Origin of the sequence: Methylobacterium segetis, assembly GCF_004348265.1 — a bacterium.
Classification (GTDB): domain Bacteria; phylum Pseudomonadota; class Alphaproteobacteria; order Rhizobiales; family Beijerinckiaceae; genus Methylobacterium; species Methylobacterium segetis.
Map to the genome: position 1 here is coordinate 1 of NZ_SMNT01000037.1, position 15,898 is coordinate 15,898.

Here is a 15,898-nt window from a genome sequence, read left to right on the forward strand (position 1 = left end):
GGGCGCCAGCGTGGTGCCGCCCGCCCCCGCCCCGATCACCCCGAGCGCGTCGTCCGGCCCGGCCGGGTCCGGGCGGGCCGGAGGCAGGACAGGCCCCGGAAGCGCGCCGGCTTCGAGGAGTGCGAGGCCGCGGGCCGGATCGCTCCTGAGGATGCGGGCGGGTGCCCCGCCGATCCGGGGGGCGACGCAGCCTTCGAGCGGGGCCGAGGCCGTGAGGACGCGGCCGGGCGCGACGGCGAGACCCGTGGCGGCGAGACTCGTGGTGGCGAGGCTCGTGGTGGCGACAGGGGCCGCCGGGGCGGCCGGCGGGGCTTCGCGGGCCTGTGATGGCGGCGGAGCGGCCGGTGCCGCCGCGACGGCCTGGGCCGTGGGGGATGCCGCCTCCGGGAAGGGCACGAAGGCGTTGGCGATGGCGATCACGAGCCGGTCGACCTCGCCCGCGAGCGCCTTGTCGTAGCCGATCGTGAAGCCGCGGATGCCGGCCTCGCCCGCGGCGTAGCGGATGTAGGACCTTCCCGCCCCCGTCTCCCCCGTCACGACGATGAAGTCCGGCCGCTTCAGCTTGTAGGTGACCTTCCGGTCCGCCCCCGGATTCGTGGCCCGCTCGAAGAGGGCGTCGAGGCTCGCCTCCCCGGTCCCGAACGAGCGGCTTTCCAGGGTCACCCGCCCGTCCGCGCTCTGCCAGCGGCTGCCGCCGGGGATGGCGGTGCGCTTCGCCAGCAGCCGCTCCGGCACCCCCATCACCGCCCCGCTCGCGGGATCGGGCCTGACGGTGAAGCGGGCGCTCCGTCGCGCCGCCTCGCCGCCCGCGAGGATCGCGGTGCGCAGGCGCGGCGCGAGGGGATCCTCGGCGCCCGCGCCGGCCCGGGTCCGGAAGCTCGCCAGCGCCTCGAAAGTTCGGCGCCCGAACGTGCCGGTAACGACGCTGTTATAGTCGCCCGTCCAGACGAGGGCGTCCTGCAGCCCCTTGCGCTCGGTCTCGGGCAGCGCCTCGAAGGCGGCCCTGGCGGCCTCGAAGGCGGGGTCCGGCGCGGCGGGAGCCGGGGCGGCCGGTTTCGGCCGAGCCGGTGGAGGGGGCGCCTGCGCGGCCGCGGGACCGAGGACGAGCAGCGCCGCGATCAGGCCCGCGCCGGACCGGATGCCAGAACCGATACCGTCCCGCCGCGTCATGTGAGCCCGCCCCCGGATGCGCGCCGAGCTTGGCAGAGCGAGGCCGCGAAAGCCAGGGAAGCGGTCGAGAGATCGCGACGACCGCGGCCGCACCGGACTTCATCAGGGGGATGTCCTGGCCGCGTCGCGCCGCTCTTCGAAGAGAGAGCGGCCTTCGCAGCCGTTGCGGCCGCCCGCGCAAGTGCTACGCTCGCGCCTCGACGGCGCCTCTCAAGGAATCGCCGGCCCCGTCGAGGCCGGCCCGGGTGTCCGACGCGCGAGGCGGATCATGGCGGGTTCTTCGAGGCTCGGGCGCCGGATCGGCCGCCTCTCCGCGGCGCTCCTCGCCGAAGGTCTGCTGGCCGCAGGCCTCCTGGCCGGGGCCGCGGGGCCCGCCGCCGCGCAGGCCCCATCGGCGCCGGCCGCCCAGGCCCCGTCGACTCCGGCCGCGCGCACCGCGAAGGTCGCCCCCCCGAAGACCTTCCTGCGCGAGGCGCTCGCCAGTTCCGGCGTGCGCCTGGAGGCGGCCCTCAGGAGCGAGGCGGGCAAGGGCCTGAAGCCCGCCGCGCAGGCCCGGGCCGAGGGCGAGGCGCGCCTGGAGGCCGACGACGCGAAGGGCGCGCTCGCGCCGCTCACGGCGGCGGTGGCCGCCGAGCCCGCGGATGCGCGCAACTGGCTGGCCTTCGCCCGCGCCGCCGACGCGCTGGGCAACGACGAGCAGAAGGGCGGCGACTACGCCGCCCGCTACCGGCTGCGCGAGCGGGCGCTCGCCGCCGCCTACCAGGCGTATTGGCGGGCGAAGACCGCGCCCGATGAGGCCGCGGCGCTGGCCTTCCTCGCCGAGGCCTACGGCAACCAGTCCGAGTGGCGCCCGGCGCTCGAAGCCTACCGGGCGAGCCTCGCCCTCAACGACGACGCGGATGTCCGGCAGGCCTACGAGGAGGTCCGGGCCGAGCACGGTTTCCGCATCCTCGACTACAAGGTCGATTCGGACGCGGCCGCCCCGCGGGTCTGCTTCCAGTTCTCGGAGACGCTCGCCCCGAAGACCGACTTCACGCCCTTCGTCGCCGTCTCCGGCGCGGCGAACGCGGCCGTGACGGCGGAGGGCCAGCAGGTCTGCGTCGAGGGGCTGAAGCACAGCCAGCGCTACGCGTTCGTGCTGCGCGAGGGCCTGCCCTCCTCGGTCGGCGAGACCCTATTGAAATCGGCCGATTACGAGGTCTACGTCCGCGACCGCGCCCCCCAGGTGCGCTTCACCGGCCGCAATTACGTCCTGCCCCGCACGGGTCAGGCGGGCGTGCCGCTCGTGTCGGTCAATGCGGGCAGGCTCGACGTCGAGGTGCTGCGCATCGGCGACCGCGGCCTGCTGCCGGCTCTGCGCACCGAGGAGTTCCTGAGCCAGCTCAACGGCTCGACCGCCCGGGCCATCGCCGACCAGAAGGGCGTGCAGGTCTGGAAGGGCAGCCTCGACACGGCCAAGGCGGAGCCGAACCAGGAGGTCGTCACCGCCTTCCCCGTCCTGGAGGCGGTCGGCAAGCTCGAACCCGGCCTCTACATCATGATGGCCCGCCCCGCCGGCTCCGCGACGCCCGCGGAGGAGGGGGAGGGCGGCTACGAGCAGCAGGCGACGCAATGGTTCGTCGTCTCGGACCTCGGGCTCACCGCCTTCAAGGGCCGGGACGGGGTCCACGTCCTCGCCCGCTCGCTCGCGAGCGCCGAGGCCATCTCGGGCGCCGAGATCCGCCTGATCGCCCGCAACAACGAGGTGCTGGCCACCCGCCGGACGGATGCCTCCGGCCACGCCGCCTTCGATCCGGGCCTCGCCCGCGGGGAGGGCGGCATCGCGCCGGGCCTCGTCGTGGCGCAGCTCGGCGACGATTACGGCTTCCTCGACCTCGCCCAGACCGCCTTCGACCTGACCGACCGCGGCGTGAAGGGGCGCCCGGCGCCCGGCGCCGTCGACGCCTACGTCTTCCCCGAGCGCGGCGTCTACCGCTCCGGCGAGACGGTGCAGCTCACGGCCCTCCTGCGGGACGCGCGGGGGCAGGCGGTGGCCGGCCTTCCCCTGACCCTCGTGGTCAAGCGGCCGGACGGCGTCGAGTACCGCCGCGCGCAGGTCCCGGACCAGGGTCTCGGCGGGCGCGCCCTGCCGCTGCCGCTCCTGTCGGGCGCCATGCACGGGACGTGGCGCGTCTCCGCCCACACCGACCCGAAGGCGCCCGCCATCGGCGAGGCGAGCTTCCTCGTCGAGGATTACGTGCCCGAGCGCCTGGAGGTGAGCCTCACCCCGAAGGCGCCGGCCCTGCGGCGCGGGGAGCCCGCCGAGATCGCGGTCTCCGCCCGCTACCTCTACGGGGCGCCGGGCGCGGGGCTCGAGGTCTCGGGCAACGTCGTGGTGCAGGCCGCGGCGACCTCCGGCATCAAGGGGCTCGAGGGCTACGCGATCGGCCTCGACGACGAGGCCGTCGAGGCCGCCACCGCCGAGATCGGTGAACGCGCCACCACGGACGCGAAGGGCGCGGCGGCGCTCACGGTGCCGATCGAGGCGCCGGCCGCCCCCCGGCCGCTCGAGGCGCGCATCACCCTGCAGGTCGGCGAGCCCGGCGGGCGGGCGCTCTCCCGCAGCCTCACCCTGCCGATCCTGCCGGATGCCCCCGTGCTGGCGATCCGGAAGGGCTTCTCCGGCGACCTGCCCGAGGGCGGCACCGCGAGCTTCGACTTCGTGATGGCGACGCCCGAGGGCCAGCGCCTCGCCCGGCCCGGGGTGACCTGGACCCTGTCGCGGCTGGAGCAGACCTATCAATGGTACCGGGCGGAGGGGCGCTGGTCCTTCGAGCCCGTGAAATCCGTGCGCCGGGTGGCGGACGGGCGGGTCGACCTCAAGGCCGACGAGCCGGCCCGGATCGTGGCGCCCGCCACCTTCGGCAAGTACCGGCTGGAGGCGAGCGTGCCGGGCGAGCCCGGGGCCACCGCGAGCGTGACCTTCAGCGTCGGCTGGAGCGGCGGCGAGACCGCGGACGTGCCGGACCTCCTCGACCTGACCCTCGACAAGGGCTCCTACGCGGGCGGCGAGCGGCTGCGGGCGCGCCTCGCGCCGAAGTTCCGGGGCCGCGCGAGCCTCGCCATCGTCGGCGACCGGGTGCACGACGTCCTCGACGTCGCGGTGCCGGAGGGCGGCACCGTGGTCGAGATCCCGGTTAAGCCCGAATGGGGCGCGGGCGCCTATCTCGTGGCGAGCGCGTTCCGGCCCCTCGACCAGGCGGCCAAGCGCCTGCCGGGCCGGGCGCTCGGCCTCGCCTGGTTCGCGATCGACCGGGACACGCGCGACCTCGCCGTCTCGGTCGCGGCGCCCGAGAAGACCCGCCCGCGGCGCGACCTCACCCTTCCGGTCCGGGTCGGCAACCTCGCGCCCGGCGAGGAGGCGCGGGTCACGGTGGCCCTCGTCGATGTCGGCATCCTCAACCTCACCCGCTACGAGGCGCCGAACCCGTTCAACCACTTCTTCGGCCAGAAGGCGCTCGGCCCCGAGATCCGCGACCTCTACGGATACCTGATCGACGGCATGCAGGGGACGCTCGGCGCCATCCGCTCGGGGGGCGATGGCGGCGCGAGCCTCTCCGAAGCGCCCCCGACCCAGGCCCCGCTCGCCCTCTATTCGGGCCTCGTGACGGTGGGGGCGGACGGCACCGCGCAGGTGACCTTCCCGCTGCCCGCCTTCAACGGCACCGGCCGGGTCATGGTGAGCGCCTGGAGCGGCAGCCGCGTGGGCCAGGCGCAGGCCGACGTCATCATCCGCGACCCCGTCGTGGTGTCGGGCACCCTGCCGCGCTTCCTCAACGTCGGCGACCGCTCGCGCATCTTCCTCGCCCTCGACAACGTCGAGGGAGCGGGCGGCGCCTACACGGTCGATCTCGACCTCGCCGGCCCCGTCCTCGTCGGGGCGGAGGCCCTGCGCCGGACGGTGCGGCTCGAGCCCGGCGCCAAGGCCGAGGTGGCGATCCCGCTCACCGCCGCCGGGCCCGGCCTCGCCCGGCTCGACGTCACCCTGTCGGGCCCGGGGCTGGAGGCCGGGATCGGCCAGAGCTTCGCGCTCGGCATCTCGCCGGGCACCGGCGCCCTGGTGCGGCGGGAGCTGCGCCCGCTGGCACCCGGCGCGGGTCTCCAGATCGACGGGGCGCTCCTGGCCGACATCCTGCCCGGCACCGGCACGGTCTCGGTCTCCGCCTCGGTGCTGCCGGGCCTCGACGTGCCGGCCCTGCTCCAGGCCCTCGACCGCTATCCGTACGGCTGCTCCGAGCAGGTCGTCAGCCGGGCGATGCCGCTCCTCTACGTCAACCGCCTCGCGGCGATGGACCGGCTCGCCCTCGACGACAAGGCGGACCAGCGCGTCCGCGAGGCGATCGAGCGCGTCCTCTCGCGCCAGGATTCGAGCGGCGATTTCGGCCTGTGGTCGGTGGGCGGCATGAGCGACGTCTGGCTCAACGCCTACGTCACCGACTTCCTGACCCGCGCCCGCGAGCGCGGCTTCGCCGTGCCGCAGACGGCCTTCAACGCCGCCCTCGACCGGCTGCGCAACGCGGTGGCCAACACCACCGAGGTGCGCGAGGGCGGCATGGACATCGCCTACGCGGCCTACGTGCTCGCCCGCAACGGCCGCCCGGTGATGGGGGATCTGCGCTACCTCGCCGACACCAAGATCGGCGACTTCTCGACGCCGCTCGGGCGCGGCCAGATCGCGGCGGCCCTCGCGCTCCTCGGAGACCGCGGGCGGGCGGGCAGGGCGTTCGACTCGGCGCTCACCTCGCTCAAGGCCGAGCGCGATGCGAAGACCTACCGGGCCGATTACGGCTCGCGCCTGCGCGACGGGGCGGGCCTCCTGGCGCTCGCGGCCGAATCCGGCCTGACGCGGGAGGCGCTTCAGCCCGTCGGCGCCGTGCTCGCCGAGGAGCGGGCGAGCGGGCGGCTCACCAGCACGCAGGAGAATGCCTGGATGGTGCTCGCGGCCGCGGGCCTCACCAAGGAATCGGAGGCGCTCTCCGTCTCGGTCGACGGGGCGGTCGAGCCCGGCGCCCTCGCCCGGACCTTCCGGCAGGCCGCCCTCGACGCGAAGCCCGTGATGCTGCGCAACGAGGGCCGCGCGCCCGTGCAGGTCTCGGTCGGCGTCTCGGGCAACCCGGTGAGCCCCGAGCCCGCGGCCGCGCAGGGCTACACGATCGAGCGGACCTATCACCGCCTCGACGGGACGGCCGTCGACCCGGGCCAGGGCCTGCGCCAGAACGACCGGCTCGTGGTGGTGCTGAAGGTGACCGAGGCGCAGGCGAGCGCCGGCCGCCTCCTCCTCGTCGACCGGCTGCCGGCCGGCCTCGAGATCGACAACCCGAAGCTCCTCGACGCGGACGCGCTCTCCGGCCTCGCCTTCGCCAAGAGCGAAGTGCAGCCGGTTCACACCGAGTTCCGCGACGACCGCTTCGTGGCGGCCTACGAGCGCAGCCCGAGCCAATCCGCCTTCTTCACGGCGGCCTACACGGTGCGGGCGGTCTCGCCCGGCACCTACGTGCATCCAGGCGCGACGATCGAGGACATGTACCGCCCCGAGCGCTACGGCCGCACCGGGTTCGGCACGATCGAGGTCGGGGCGGCGAAATGAGCGGGGCGGGCGGCGCCCACCTCTCCCGTCCGGGAGAGGTCGAGTCCGCCGCGGGCGGACCGGGCGAGGGATGCGACCTCTCCGGAACGACCTGCCCCCCTCACCCTGCCCCTCTCGGAACGAGAGGGGACCCGCGCCGCGGCCGGCGCACCGCGAGGCGGATCGCCCTCGCCCTCGCCCTCCTCCTGCCCCTCGGGGCCGCCCTCGCCCTCTGGCGCTACGCCGCCGCCCTGCCGCCCCTCGACCTGACGCAGGCGGCCGCGCGCTCCACGATCGTGCTCGACCGGGACGGGCGGCTCCTGCGCCCCTTCGCCACCGCGGACGGGCGCTGGCGGCTGCCGCTCTCGGCCGGGGGCGTCGACCCGCGCATGCTCGCCATGCTGACCGAATACGAGGACCGGCGGTTCGCGAGCCATCCGGGCATCGACCCTGCCGCGATCCTCCGGGCGGCGGCTCAGTGGCTCACGCACGGGCGCATCGTGTCGGGCGGCTCCACCCTGTCGATGCAGGTGGCCCGCCTCGTCGAGCCGCGTACCGAGCGCTCCCTCGTGCAGAAGCTCCGCCAGATGGTGCGCGCCGTCGAGCTGGAGCGGCGGCTCGGCAAGGCCGGCGTGCTCGACCTCTACCTCGCGCTCGCCCCCTATGGCGGGGCCGTCGAGGGCCTGCGGGCGGCGAGCCTCGCCTATTTCGGGCGCGAGCCCGCCCGCCTCTCCTTCGCCGAGGCCGCGCTCCTCGTGGCGCTGCCGCAATCCCCCGAGGCGCGCCGGCCCGACCGCGCGCCGGAGGCCGCGCGCCGCGCCCGCGACCGGGTGCTCGACATCGCGGGCCGGCGCGGACTCATCACGCAGGCGGAGGCCGAGGCCGCCAAGGCGGAGCCCGTGCCGACGGGCCGCCGGCCCTTCCCGATGCTCGCCGCGCACGCGGCCGAGGCGGCGGTGGCGGCCGAGCCCGGGACGCGGGTGCTGCGGCTCTCCCTCGACGGGCGGTTGCAGGCGAGCCTGGAGGCGCTGGCGGCCGAGCGGGCGGCCTCCGCCGGGCCGGACCTCTCGGCCGCGATCCTCGCGATCGACAACCGCACGGGCGCCGTCCTCGCGCATGTGGGCAGCGCGGGCTATCTCGACGCGTCCCGGCGCGGCGCCATCGACATGACGGCGGCGATCCGCTCGCCGGGCTCGGCCCTGAAGCCCTTCATCTACGCGCTCGCCTTCGAGAACGGGCTCGCGCACCCCGAGACGCTCCTCGACGACCGCCCCTCGCGCTTCGCCGCCACCTACGCGCCCGAGAATTTCGACCTCACCTTCCAGGGCACGGTGACGGCGCGCCGGGCGCTCCAGCTCTCCCTCAACGTGCCGGCGGTGGAGCTGACGGAGGCGCTCGGGCCCGCCCGCTTCGTCGCCCGGCTGCGGGCGGCGGGCGCCGGAATCGCCCTGCCGCGGGATGCGGCGCCGGGGCTCCCGGTGGCGCTCGGCGGCCTCGGCATCACGCTGACGGACCTCGCCCGCCTCTATGCGGGGCTCGCGCGCGGGGGCGCCGTGCCGGACCTCGTGCGCCGCCTCGACCCAGGGGAGACGCGCGGCCCGTCCCCGGGCATGCCGGTCGCCGATCCGGTCGCCGCCTGGTACGTGGCCGACATCCTGCGGGGCGCGGCTCCCCCCGAGAACGCCCTGCCGAACCGCATCGCCTACAAGACCGGCACCTCCTACGGCTATCGCGACGCCTGGGCGGCCGGGTTCGACCGGCGGGTCACGATCGCGGTCTGGGTCGGGCGGCCGGACGGGGCGGCGGTGGCGGGCCTCGTCGGGCGGCTCGTGGCGGCGCCCATCCTGTTCGACGCGTTCTCTCGCTACGGCGGCGAGCCGGAGCCGCTGGCCCAGCCCCGCGAGGCGCTCGTCACCACGAGCGCCGGCCTGCCGCCGCCGCTGCGCCACATCCGGCGCGACGGGCCGAAGACCCTCGCCGCGACGCTCAGCGCGCCCCTCAAGATCGCCTACCCGCCGGACGGTGCCCGGATCGATCTCGGCCTGTCCGAGGCGGGCAGCCCGGCGGCCCTCGCCCTCAAGGCGCTCGGCGGCGTGCCGCCCCTGACCTGGCTCGTGGACAGCCTGCCGGTGACGTCCGGGGCGCGCCGCCAGTCCGAGTGGCGGCCGGAAGGGGCGGGCTTTGCCCGGATCTCGGTGATGGACGCGGCCGGCGGCAGCGACAGCGTGGTGGTGCGGATCGAGTGAGGTGATCCGCTCGCTCGGTTGGAGGCCGGCCTCAGGCCGCCGGCGCGGCCCGCGGCAGCTTCGGGCCGAGGGCGGCGGCCTCGATCAGGAGGGCGAGTTCGCGCCCGGCGGCCGCGACGCGCTCGGCGACGCCGGCATCGGCCACGGCGCAATCCTCCATCTCCGCCCCGCCCGCATAGACCGAGGTCGGCGCGATGTGGGCGGCGAAGAAGCCGAACAGCGGGCGCAGGGAATGCTCCACGATGAGCGCGTGGCGCAGGCCCCCGCCCGTCGCCGTGAGCACCACCGGCTTGCCGACCATGTGCTCGGGCTCCACGAAGTCGAGCATGTGCTTGAACAGGCCCGAATACGAGCCCTTGTAGACCGGCGTCCCGACGATGAGCGCGTCCGCCCCCTCGATCGCCTCGACGATGCGGGCGGCCGGGAGCGGCAGGGCCTCGCGCGTCGTCACGCCGATGCCCGGACCGGCATCGAGAAGGTCGTAGATCCGCAGGTCGATCCGGCGGTGCCGGCCGAGCTCCGCGGCCACCGCCTCCACGAGGCCGCGGGTGCGCGAGGGCCGGTTGGAGCTCGCGGAGAAGGCGACGACGCGGGGCAGGGACACGGGGCTTCGTCTCCGGTCTTCGGTTCGCCGTCCCGGCCGGGTCGGGGCGCGGGCGGGCCCGCGCGAGAGCCGGGCCGTGAGGTTCATACGGGAACCTAACGCCCGGATTGCAAGGGGCGGACCGGGACGGAATGTCCCAGATAGGGATGTCGGCCCCCCGTACACATGGACAAGGGCCGCCGCGTGCGGCGGCCCCGGATCCCGTTGTCTCCCAATCCGTCCCGGTCCCGGACGGGGCGGCCCGATCCGCGGGCAGAGCGGCTAAGGCGCCAGGAGCACGTTCGCCGAGCCGACCACGGTGGCGACGAGGCCGCAGGCGAAGACCCCGATCATCAAGTAGTTGAACGCCTTCAGCATCCGGTTCTCTCCTTCTCGATCAGCAGCGGTAGCCGCCCGAGGTCTGCCCGTACTGCTTCACGGGCCGGGTCTGCTGGTTGGCATTGCCCTCCGAGGCCGAGCTCCGCGGGCAGCTCTCGTAGAAGGGGCCGTCATGCACGCCGACGGAGCCGGTGGTCTCGACGTCGAAATGAGGGGCGGGCGCCCGGTCGGCGTCGTCGGTGAAGGCGTGCGCCGACGTGGCGGCGAGACCCAGGGCGGCGGCGGTCAACAGGGTGGCCAACGTATTTTTCATGACATCCTTTCCGTGAAATACTGTTCTTTGTTCTACCTGTATTCGAGTGACCAGGCTTGCGATTGATATAGGGAGCAATTCCCGGACCACGCGTGACGATGCGCACGCGCCAGGAGGGATTATAGACTGCGCAGGATTTGGGGCGGCTAGCGCCGACGAAAGCGCCAGACGCTGGAGCGCTTGATCTCGGCGTCCTCCAGCGCCCGCGTCACCGGCACCTCGTAGGTGGCGAGCACCTCCAGCCGCTCCCGCGGCAGGTAGGAGCGGCCGGGATCGCCGACCAGAACCGTGGCCCCGCCCGCGTCGAGTTCGGCGAGCCACGCACCGACGCGGGCCGCGACGTCGCGCTCGTAGAAGATGTCGGCCGCGAGAACGAGACTCGCGCCCGGCTGGGTGCCGACGAGGTCGGCCGCGACCGCGGTGATCCGGTCGGCGACGCCGTTCGCCGCCGCGTTGAGGCCGATCGCCGGGATCGCGAAGGGGTCGAGGTCGGTCGCGGTCACGTGCGCGGCCCCGGCCCGCGCCGCCGCGATCGCCACGAGGCCCGAGCCCGAGGCGAAATCGAGCACCTGCCGCCCGGCGGCGATCTCCGGATGGTCGAGGATGTAGCGGGCGAGCGCCTGCCCGCCCGCCCAGGCGAAGGCCCAGAAGGGCGGCGGCAGGCCGATCTCGGCGAGTTCCTCCTCGGTCCGCTGCCAGAGGACGGTGGCCTCGTCGGCGACGTGGAGGCGGATCTCGGGGGCGTGCGGCACCGGCCGCAGGCGCGTCTCGGCCCGGATGAAGGCGAGGGCCTCCTCCGGCAGGAGCGCGGCGTTCATGGGCTCAGCAGCGCCGCGTAGAGCCGGCCGATCGCGGCGGCGGATTCCGCCCCGGCAACGCCGCCCGCCAGCAGGGTCACGCCCGTGTCGAGGGGGTCGAGGCCGAGCGTGCGCGCCTCCTCCGGATCCTCCAGGAGGAACCGGGTCCGGCCCGTGGCGAGCGGCCCCCGCATCAGGCGGCCGAAGCCGGCCCGGGCCAGGCGCCCGGCCGCGCCGTCCCGGCGCCCCAGCGCCCCGAAGCCCGCGGGCGTGTAGATCCGGGCTCCGACCCCCGCCATGGCCGCCGCCGTGCCACCGACGAGAATGCCACGCGGGCCGATCGCGTGGAGGATGTCGGCCTTCAGCCCCTTCAGCGTCGCGGCGAGCTGTCCGGCGGCATAGCCCGCCGTCATCGGGTTGAGGCCCGAGCCCTCCTCCCCGAGGGCGAGGACGCGCGCGCCCGTCTCCTCGATCGCCGGCTGATGCGGGCCGGCCCGCATCACCACGAAGACGGACAGGCCCGCCTCCGCGCCGATGCCGCAGAGCGCCCGGTAGCGCTCGGCGAAGAGCCGGTCGTCCGGCGCCACGAGGACGAGGCGCCGCATCGGCACGGGCGCGGCTTCGACGTTCGGAATCGGGTCGGTCATGGTGCTGGCTTAGCACGGCCGCGCGCGCCATGGGCCGAGCCCTGTGCGGCCGATCGCCGGGGCCGGAACAGGGCGGCCCGCTGCCCGGTTGTCGCTCAACCACCAGGGAGGGCGCGTTCCATGGCCTCGGAGCGGGATGAGAGAGCGGTCGCCGATCCGCGGGAGGCCGCCGCCGAGGCGGGCCTGCGCTACGTCGACGACGGCATGCCGGGGCTGAGCCGGAAGAAGAGCGGCACGGGCTTCCGCTATCTCGACGCGAAGGGCCAGCTGGTGCGCGACGCGAAGACCCTCGCCCGCATCCGCGCGCTCGCGATCCCGCCCGCCTACACCGATGTCTGGATCTGCCCGCGCGCGAACGGCCACATCCAGGCGACGGGGCGCGATGCGAAGGGCCGCAAGCAGTACCGCTACCATCCCGATTTCCGCGAGGCGCGGGAATCGAGCAAGTTCAGCCACATCATGGCCTTCGCCGACGCGCTGCCGGGCATCCGGGCGCGGATCGACCAGGACATGCGCCGCCCCGGCCTCTCCCGCGAGAAGGTGCTGGCCACGGTCGTGCATCTCCTGGAGAGCACGCTGATCCGGATCGGCAACGACGATTACGCCCGCGCCAACAAGAGCTACGGCCTGACGACGCTGCGCGATCCGCACGTGCGCGTCGAGGGCTCGGATCTCACCTTCCGCTTCAAGGGCAAGAGCGGCAAGAGCTGGAACCTGTCGGTGAAGGACCGGCGCGTCGCCCGCATCGTCAAGGCCTGCCAGGACCTGCCGGGCCAGGAGCTGTTCCAGTACATCGACGAGGCCGGCGAGCAGCGCGACGTCACCTCGGCGGACGTCAACGCGTACCTGCGCGAGATCACCGGGCAGGACATCACCGCCAAGGATTTCCGCACCTGGGCCGGCACGGTGCTGGCGGCGCTCGCCCTGAAGGAATTCGAAGCCTTCGACAGCGAGGCGAAAGCCAAGAAGAACGTCCGGACGGCGATCGAGTCGGTGGCCGCCCGCCTCGGCAACACGCCGACCATCTGCCGCAAGTGCTACATCCACCCCCAGATCCTCGACGGGTATCTCGAGGGCGGCCTGCTCCTCCAGGTTCAGGACGCCGTCGAGACCGAATTGTGCGAGGACCTCAACCGGTTGAAGCCCGAGGAGGCGGCGGTGCTGAGCCTCCTGCGCAGCCGGCTCGAAGCGGTGCAGGAAGCGCCGAAGGAGGGGGCGGGCAAGAGCCGCGCGCGCGCCCGGCGGCCGGCCAAGGCTTCAGCCACGACTTCAGCCAAGACTCGGGCCAAGGGGGCATCCAAGTCTCGGGCCGGCTCGGTGGCGAAGCGGGCCTCCGGCCCGCGCCGGTCGGGTGCGGGGGCGCAGGCCCCCGCGAGCCCCTGATCGAGGCACCCCGCGCTACTTGTCGAGGTCCTGCGCCATCTTGAGATGGTGGTCGAGGTGCGGCTGGGTCTTGCCCGCCCAAGCCTTCAGGTCGGCGTTGTCGCCGCTCTTGGCGTAGCGCCCGAACAGGTCCACCGCGTCCTTGTGCGCCTTCACCTGGTCGCTGTGGTACTGCTTGTTGAAGTCGTTCCCCTGCAGGCCCTTCAGCTTGTCGAGCTTGCTCTGGTGCGTGCTGTCGAGCTCCGTCGGCAGCGTGGCCTGCACCTTGCCGCCCTGCACGAAGCCCTTCAGCTCGGCAGTGGTCTTCTGATGCTCGTCGATCATCTGCTTGGCGTAGGTCTTGGTCGCGTCGTCGCCGCGCTCGGTGGCGAGCTGGCTCGACTGGATCTCGAACATGTCGCTGATCGCGGCCTCCTTCACGAAGTCGGCGGTGGAGGGCGCCGCGCCGACCAGGGCGTTGAGGCCGCTCTTCTCGCTCAGGGACTGGGCGTCGGCCGGCAGGCTGGCGGGAAGGGCGAAGGCGGCGCAACAGACCGCAATTAGAAGATGCTTCTGCATGTTTATTTCCCTCATGAATTGCATGAATGGGAAAAGGCTTGCCCTGCCCCGGAGTTCCGTCCGCGGGCGCTGCCCTGCGGACCCGCCGCACCCTCTTCCCAGGCGCGGAACCGGGAGCCGCCTCAGCGGCCGCCGACGAGGGTCCAGAAACCGTGCTTGCGCCCGTGCTCGCGGCGCAGGGTGTCGCGGTAGCCGCTCGCGCCGGGATCGATCGCATCGAGCTGCGCGAGGTAGCGCGCGGCGTGCGCGTAGGCCTGGCTCCGGCCCCGCTCCAGGATGTCGTCGATGAGGCGGCGATAGAGGAGGGCGGCGGCCTCCGGCCGGGCCTGCTCCAGCGCCTCGGCCGCCGGGGCCAGAACCTCGTAGCGCTCGCCCTCCCAGGTCTTCGCCCGGTCGAGGACGAGGCGCCCGGCCCGCTCCAGATCCGGCCAGTTGATGAGGAAGGTCAGCGCCCGGTAGGGCTGCGGAAAGGCCATCGCCCGGTCGAAGGCCGCGCGCAGGGCCTCGTCATCCTCGAAATCCGGAAGCTTGGCGAGGTAGTCGCGCAGCATCACCGCGTCGAGGCTGTCGCAGAAGCGCTGCCAGCGCAGATCCTGCGCCTCGCCTGCGCGCCCGAGCGCGTCGAGGATGCCGATCTCGAGGGCGGCCCGCGCCCGGGCCGGCGTCTCTGTGTCGACGCGGCCGGTGATGAGCGCCTCGCGGGTCAGGATCGTCCCGGTCCCCTGCCGGGGCCGGCGCACCCAGTCCAGGGCCTCGTCGAGGCGCCCGGCGGCGAAGAGGCGCTCGGCGACCGCGCCGGTATCCGGCGCCTCGCCCGCGACCGCCCGTTCGAGGGCGATGAAGGCGTCGACGTCGCCCCGCCGGTCGGCGATGTCCTGGCGCGCCCGCAGCAGGCGTCCGCGTGCCCGGGTGGCGCGCCAGTCGCCCGGCGCATCCGGCACCGCGGCCAGCGCCTGCGCCAGATCCGCGTCGAGACCGGGCAAGGCGCCCTCCGGCAAGCGGGGAACCAGGTCGAGGACGAGCATCGCAAGGGGGCCGTCCGGCTCGTCCGCGACGAGCGGCAGGATCCGGCCCGCGAAACGCCCGGCCTCGGCCTCGGGCAGCGCGCCCGCGATCTCGACCGCCGCCTCCGCGGCCCGCTCGTAGACCCCTTCGGTGATGCCGAGGCTGTCGTCCACCCGGGCGAGCACGCCCGAGGCGCCGTGGAGGAAGCGCACCAGCCGGTCGAGGGCGGCGACCGGGTCGAGGGGGCGCAGCTCGCTGAGGATCACCGAGACGGTGGCGTTGAGGTCCGCCGTGAAGGCGCGGCGGCGCTGCCAGTCGATGAAGCCGCGCGCGCCCTCCAGCGCCGAGAGGCGGCGGTCGACGATGGCAGCCACCGCCTCGGGCCCCTGCAGGGCGGCGAGTGCCGCGCTGACGATCTTCTTGAAGGCCGGGTTGCGCTCGGTCTCGCCGAGGATGAGCGCGATCAGCCGGTCCGGCCGCAGCGCGGACAGCGTCTCGGGGGAGGGCGTGGTGCGGCGCGCGCCCTTGCGCCTGGGCGCCTCCTCGCGCGCTGGCGCGGCCTCGGCCGTTGAGGGCTTGCGTGCCATCCTTCCCGCCGATCCCCCGCGGCCGGGCTCACGCCGGACGGAGCCCGCTACTCGACCACCCGCGCGATGGGCCGGTCGTGACCGTCCGAGGTCTCGTCGTGCCACGCCCCCTGACCGTCCTGATAGCGGATCCCCTCGGTCGAGCCCGGAATCTGCTGCTCGGCCGCGGCGCGCTGGGCGGCCTGCAGGGCTTCCTCGCGGCTGCGGAAGGTCTCGGAGAACACGTCCCCGACCTTGTAGGCGAAGCCGCCGTCGTGCTCGACGATCCGGTAGGTGATCTCGCTCATGGACGCTCCTCCACGGTTTCGGTTCGCTGGTGCGCGAACCCGCGGAGCCGGGGCGCGGTTCCTCGGCCGTCTGCCCTCGGCCTTCAATGACGGGTCGGTGCGGCGGCGCGGAGCTGCGTGAGAGCTGCCTCGCAGCCCGCGATCAGCGAGCCGCGCAGGTCGTCCTCCGCGTAGCCCGCCCCGTCCGGGAAGGCGATCGTCCGGACGCTCCCGTCGCCGAGCGCGCGGATATGCGCGAGCCAGCCCGTGTCGGCGCGCTCGAAACGCGCCTCGAAGGTCTCTCCGTCCTGCTCGAAACGATGTGGCTCCATCTCTCCGATCCTCTCCTCGCCCCACCTGCGTCCCGCACTATCTGCCGGCGCGCGGGGGACGACGAGC

General features: G+C 74.3%; 12 protein-coding genes. 3 read left to right on the forward strand and 9 right to left on the reverse strand.

Annotated elements, in window-relative coordinates; all coding sequences use genetic code 11:
* A partial coding sequence (locus E1J50_RS27250) for a serine protease (protein ID WP_165937838.1) occupies window positions 1-1,170 on the reverse strand: 1,170 nt, incomplete at its 3' end.
* 268 nt (window positions 1,171-1,438) lie between these two features.
* Here E1J50_RS27250 and E1J50_RS11500 point away from each other — a divergent pair.
* Window positions 1,439-6,796: an alpha-2-macroglobulin family protein gene (locus E1J50_RS11500; RefSeq protein ID WP_132253652.1), complete on the forward strand. Its 5,358-nt coding sequence runs from the start codon at window positions 1,439-1,441 to the stop codon at window positions 6,794-6,796.
* Window positions 6,793-9,021, forward strand: a complete 2,229-nt coding sequence (pbpC, locus tag E1J50_RS11505) for a penicillin-binding protein 1C (RefSeq protein ID WP_132253654.1) — start codon at window positions 6,793-6,795, stop codon at window positions 9,019-9,021. Before E1J50_RS11500 ends, pbpC begins: the two co-directional genes overlap by 4 nt.
* A 31-nt stretch (window positions 9,022-9,052) precedes the next feature.
* Here the strand turns inward: pbpC and E1J50_RS11510 are convergent, their stop codons facing one another.
* The 4 genes from E1J50_RS11510 to E1J50_RS11525 all read right to left on the reverse strand — a co-directional run bounded on the left by E1J50_RS11510 (window position 9,053) and on the right by E1J50_RS11525 (window position 11,700).
* On the reverse strand, window positions 9,053-9,625 hold the full coding sequence (locus E1J50_RS11510; protein ID WP_405029708.1) for an NAD(P)H-dependent oxidoreductase: 573 nt from the start codon (window positions 9,623-9,625) through the stop codon (window positions 9,053-9,055).
* Between the two features lie 376 nt (window positions 9,626-10,001).
* Window positions 10,002-10,256: a hypothetical protein gene (locus E1J50_RS11515; protein WP_132253656.1), complete on the reverse strand. Its 255-nt coding sequence runs from the start codon at window positions 10,254-10,256 to the stop codon at window positions 10,002-10,004.
* A gap of 146 nt (window positions 10,257-10,402) precedes the next feature.
* Window positions 10,403-11,074, reverse strand: coding sequence for a class I SAM-dependent methyltransferase (locus E1J50_RS11520; protein ID WP_132253658.1), 672 nt, complete (start codon window positions 11,072-11,074; stop codon window positions 10,403-10,405).
* Window positions 11,071-11,700 carry a glycosyltransferase family protein gene (locus tag E1J50_RS11525; RefSeq protein WP_132253660.1) on the reverse strand — a complete coding sequence of 210 codons (630 nt, stop codon included), beginning with the start codon at window positions 11,698-11,700 and terminating at the stop codon, window positions 11,071-11,073. Before E1J50_RS11525 ends, E1J50_RS11520 begins: the two co-directional genes overlap by 4 nt.
* A 120-nt stretch (window positions 11,701-11,820) precedes the next feature.
* Between E1J50_RS11525 and E1J50_RS11530 the strand changes: the two genes are divergently transcribed.
* Complete coding sequence (locus E1J50_RS11530; protein ID WP_132253662.1) at window positions 11,821-13,083, forward strand: DNA topoisomerase IB; 1,263 nt, start codon at window positions 11,821-11,823, stop codon at window positions 13,081-13,083.
* A gap of 15 nt (window positions 13,084-13,098) precedes the next feature.
* Here the strand turns inward: E1J50_RS11530 and E1J50_RS11535 are convergent, their stop codons facing one another.
* The 4 genes from E1J50_RS11535 to E1J50_RS11550 all read right to left on the reverse strand — a co-directional run bounded on the left by E1J50_RS11535 (window position 13,099) and on the right by E1J50_RS11550 (window position 15,831).
* Window positions 13,099-13,641 (reverse strand): DUF4142 domain-containing protein, encoded by a 543-nt coding sequence (locus tag E1J50_RS11535; RefSeq protein WP_132253664.1) that lies wholly within the window; start codon window positions 13,639-13,641, stop codon window positions 13,099-13,101.
* Between the two features lie 122 nt (window positions 13,642-13,763).
* On the reverse strand, window positions 13,764-15,233 hold the full coding sequence (locus tag E1J50_RS11540) for a DUF6880 family protein (protein ID WP_132253666.1): 1,470 nt from the start codon (window positions 15,231-15,233) through the stop codon (window positions 13,764-13,766).
* Between the two features lie 47 nt (window positions 15,234-15,280).
* On the reverse strand, window positions 15,281-15,520 hold the full coding sequence (locus E1J50_RS11545) for a DUF2188 domain-containing protein (protein ID WP_132253668.1): 240 nt from the start codon (window positions 15,518-15,520) through the stop codon (window positions 15,281-15,283).
* 83 nt (window positions 15,521-15,603) lie between these two features.
* The gene (locus E1J50_RS11550; protein WP_132253670.1) at window positions 15,604-15,831 is read right to left on the reverse strand and encodes a hypothetical protein; all 228 of its coding nucleotides are present in this window, start codon (window positions 15,829-15,831) and stop codon (window positions 15,604-15,606) included.
* Window positions 15,832-15,898 lie beyond the last annotated feature (67 nt).

Excerpts from the sequence above, each read along its gene's own strand:
- E1J50_RS11535 (WP_132253664.1), bottom strand. The coding sequence starts at position 13,641 with ATGCAGAAGCATCTTCTAATTGCGGTCTGTTGCGCCGCCTTCGCCCTT.
- pbpC (WP_132253654.1), top strand. The coding sequence starts at position 6,793 with ATGAGCGGGGCGGGCGGCGCCCACCTCTCCCGTCCGGGAGAGGTCGAG.
- E1J50_RS11525 (WP_132253660.1), bottom strand. The coding sequence starts at position 11,700 with ATGACCGACCCGATTCCGAACGTCGAAGCCGCGCCCGTGCCGATGCGG.
- E1J50_RS11545 (WP_132253668.1), bottom strand. The coding sequence starts at position 15,520 with ATGAGCGAGATCACCTACCGGATCGTCGAGCACGACGGCGGCTTCGCC.
- E1J50_RS11500 (WP_132253652.1), top strand. The coding sequence starts at position 1,439 with ATGGCGGGTTCTTCGAGGCTCGGGCGCCGGATCGGCCGCCTCTCCGCG.
- E1J50_RS11550 (WP_132253670.1), bottom strand. The coding sequence starts at position 15,831 with ATGGAGCCACATCGTTTCGAGCAGGACGGAGAGACCTTCGAGGCGCGT.
- E1J50_RS11530 (WP_132253662.1), top strand. The coding sequence starts at position 11,821 with ATGGCCTCGGAGCGGGATGAGAGAGCGGTCGCCGATCCGCGGGAGGCC.
- E1J50_RS11515 (WP_132253656.1), bottom strand. The coding sequence starts at position 10,256 with ATGAAAAATACGTTGGCCACCCTGTTGACCGCCGCCGCCCTGGGTCTC.
- E1J50_RS11540 (WP_132253666.1), bottom strand. The coding sequence starts at position 15,233 with ATGGCACGCAAGCCCTCAACGGCCGAGGCCGCGCCAGCGCGCGAGGAG.
- E1J50_RS11520 (WP_132253658.1), bottom strand. The coding sequence starts at position 11,074 with ATGAACGCCGCGCTCCTGCCGGAGGAGGCCCTCGCCTTCATCCGGGCC.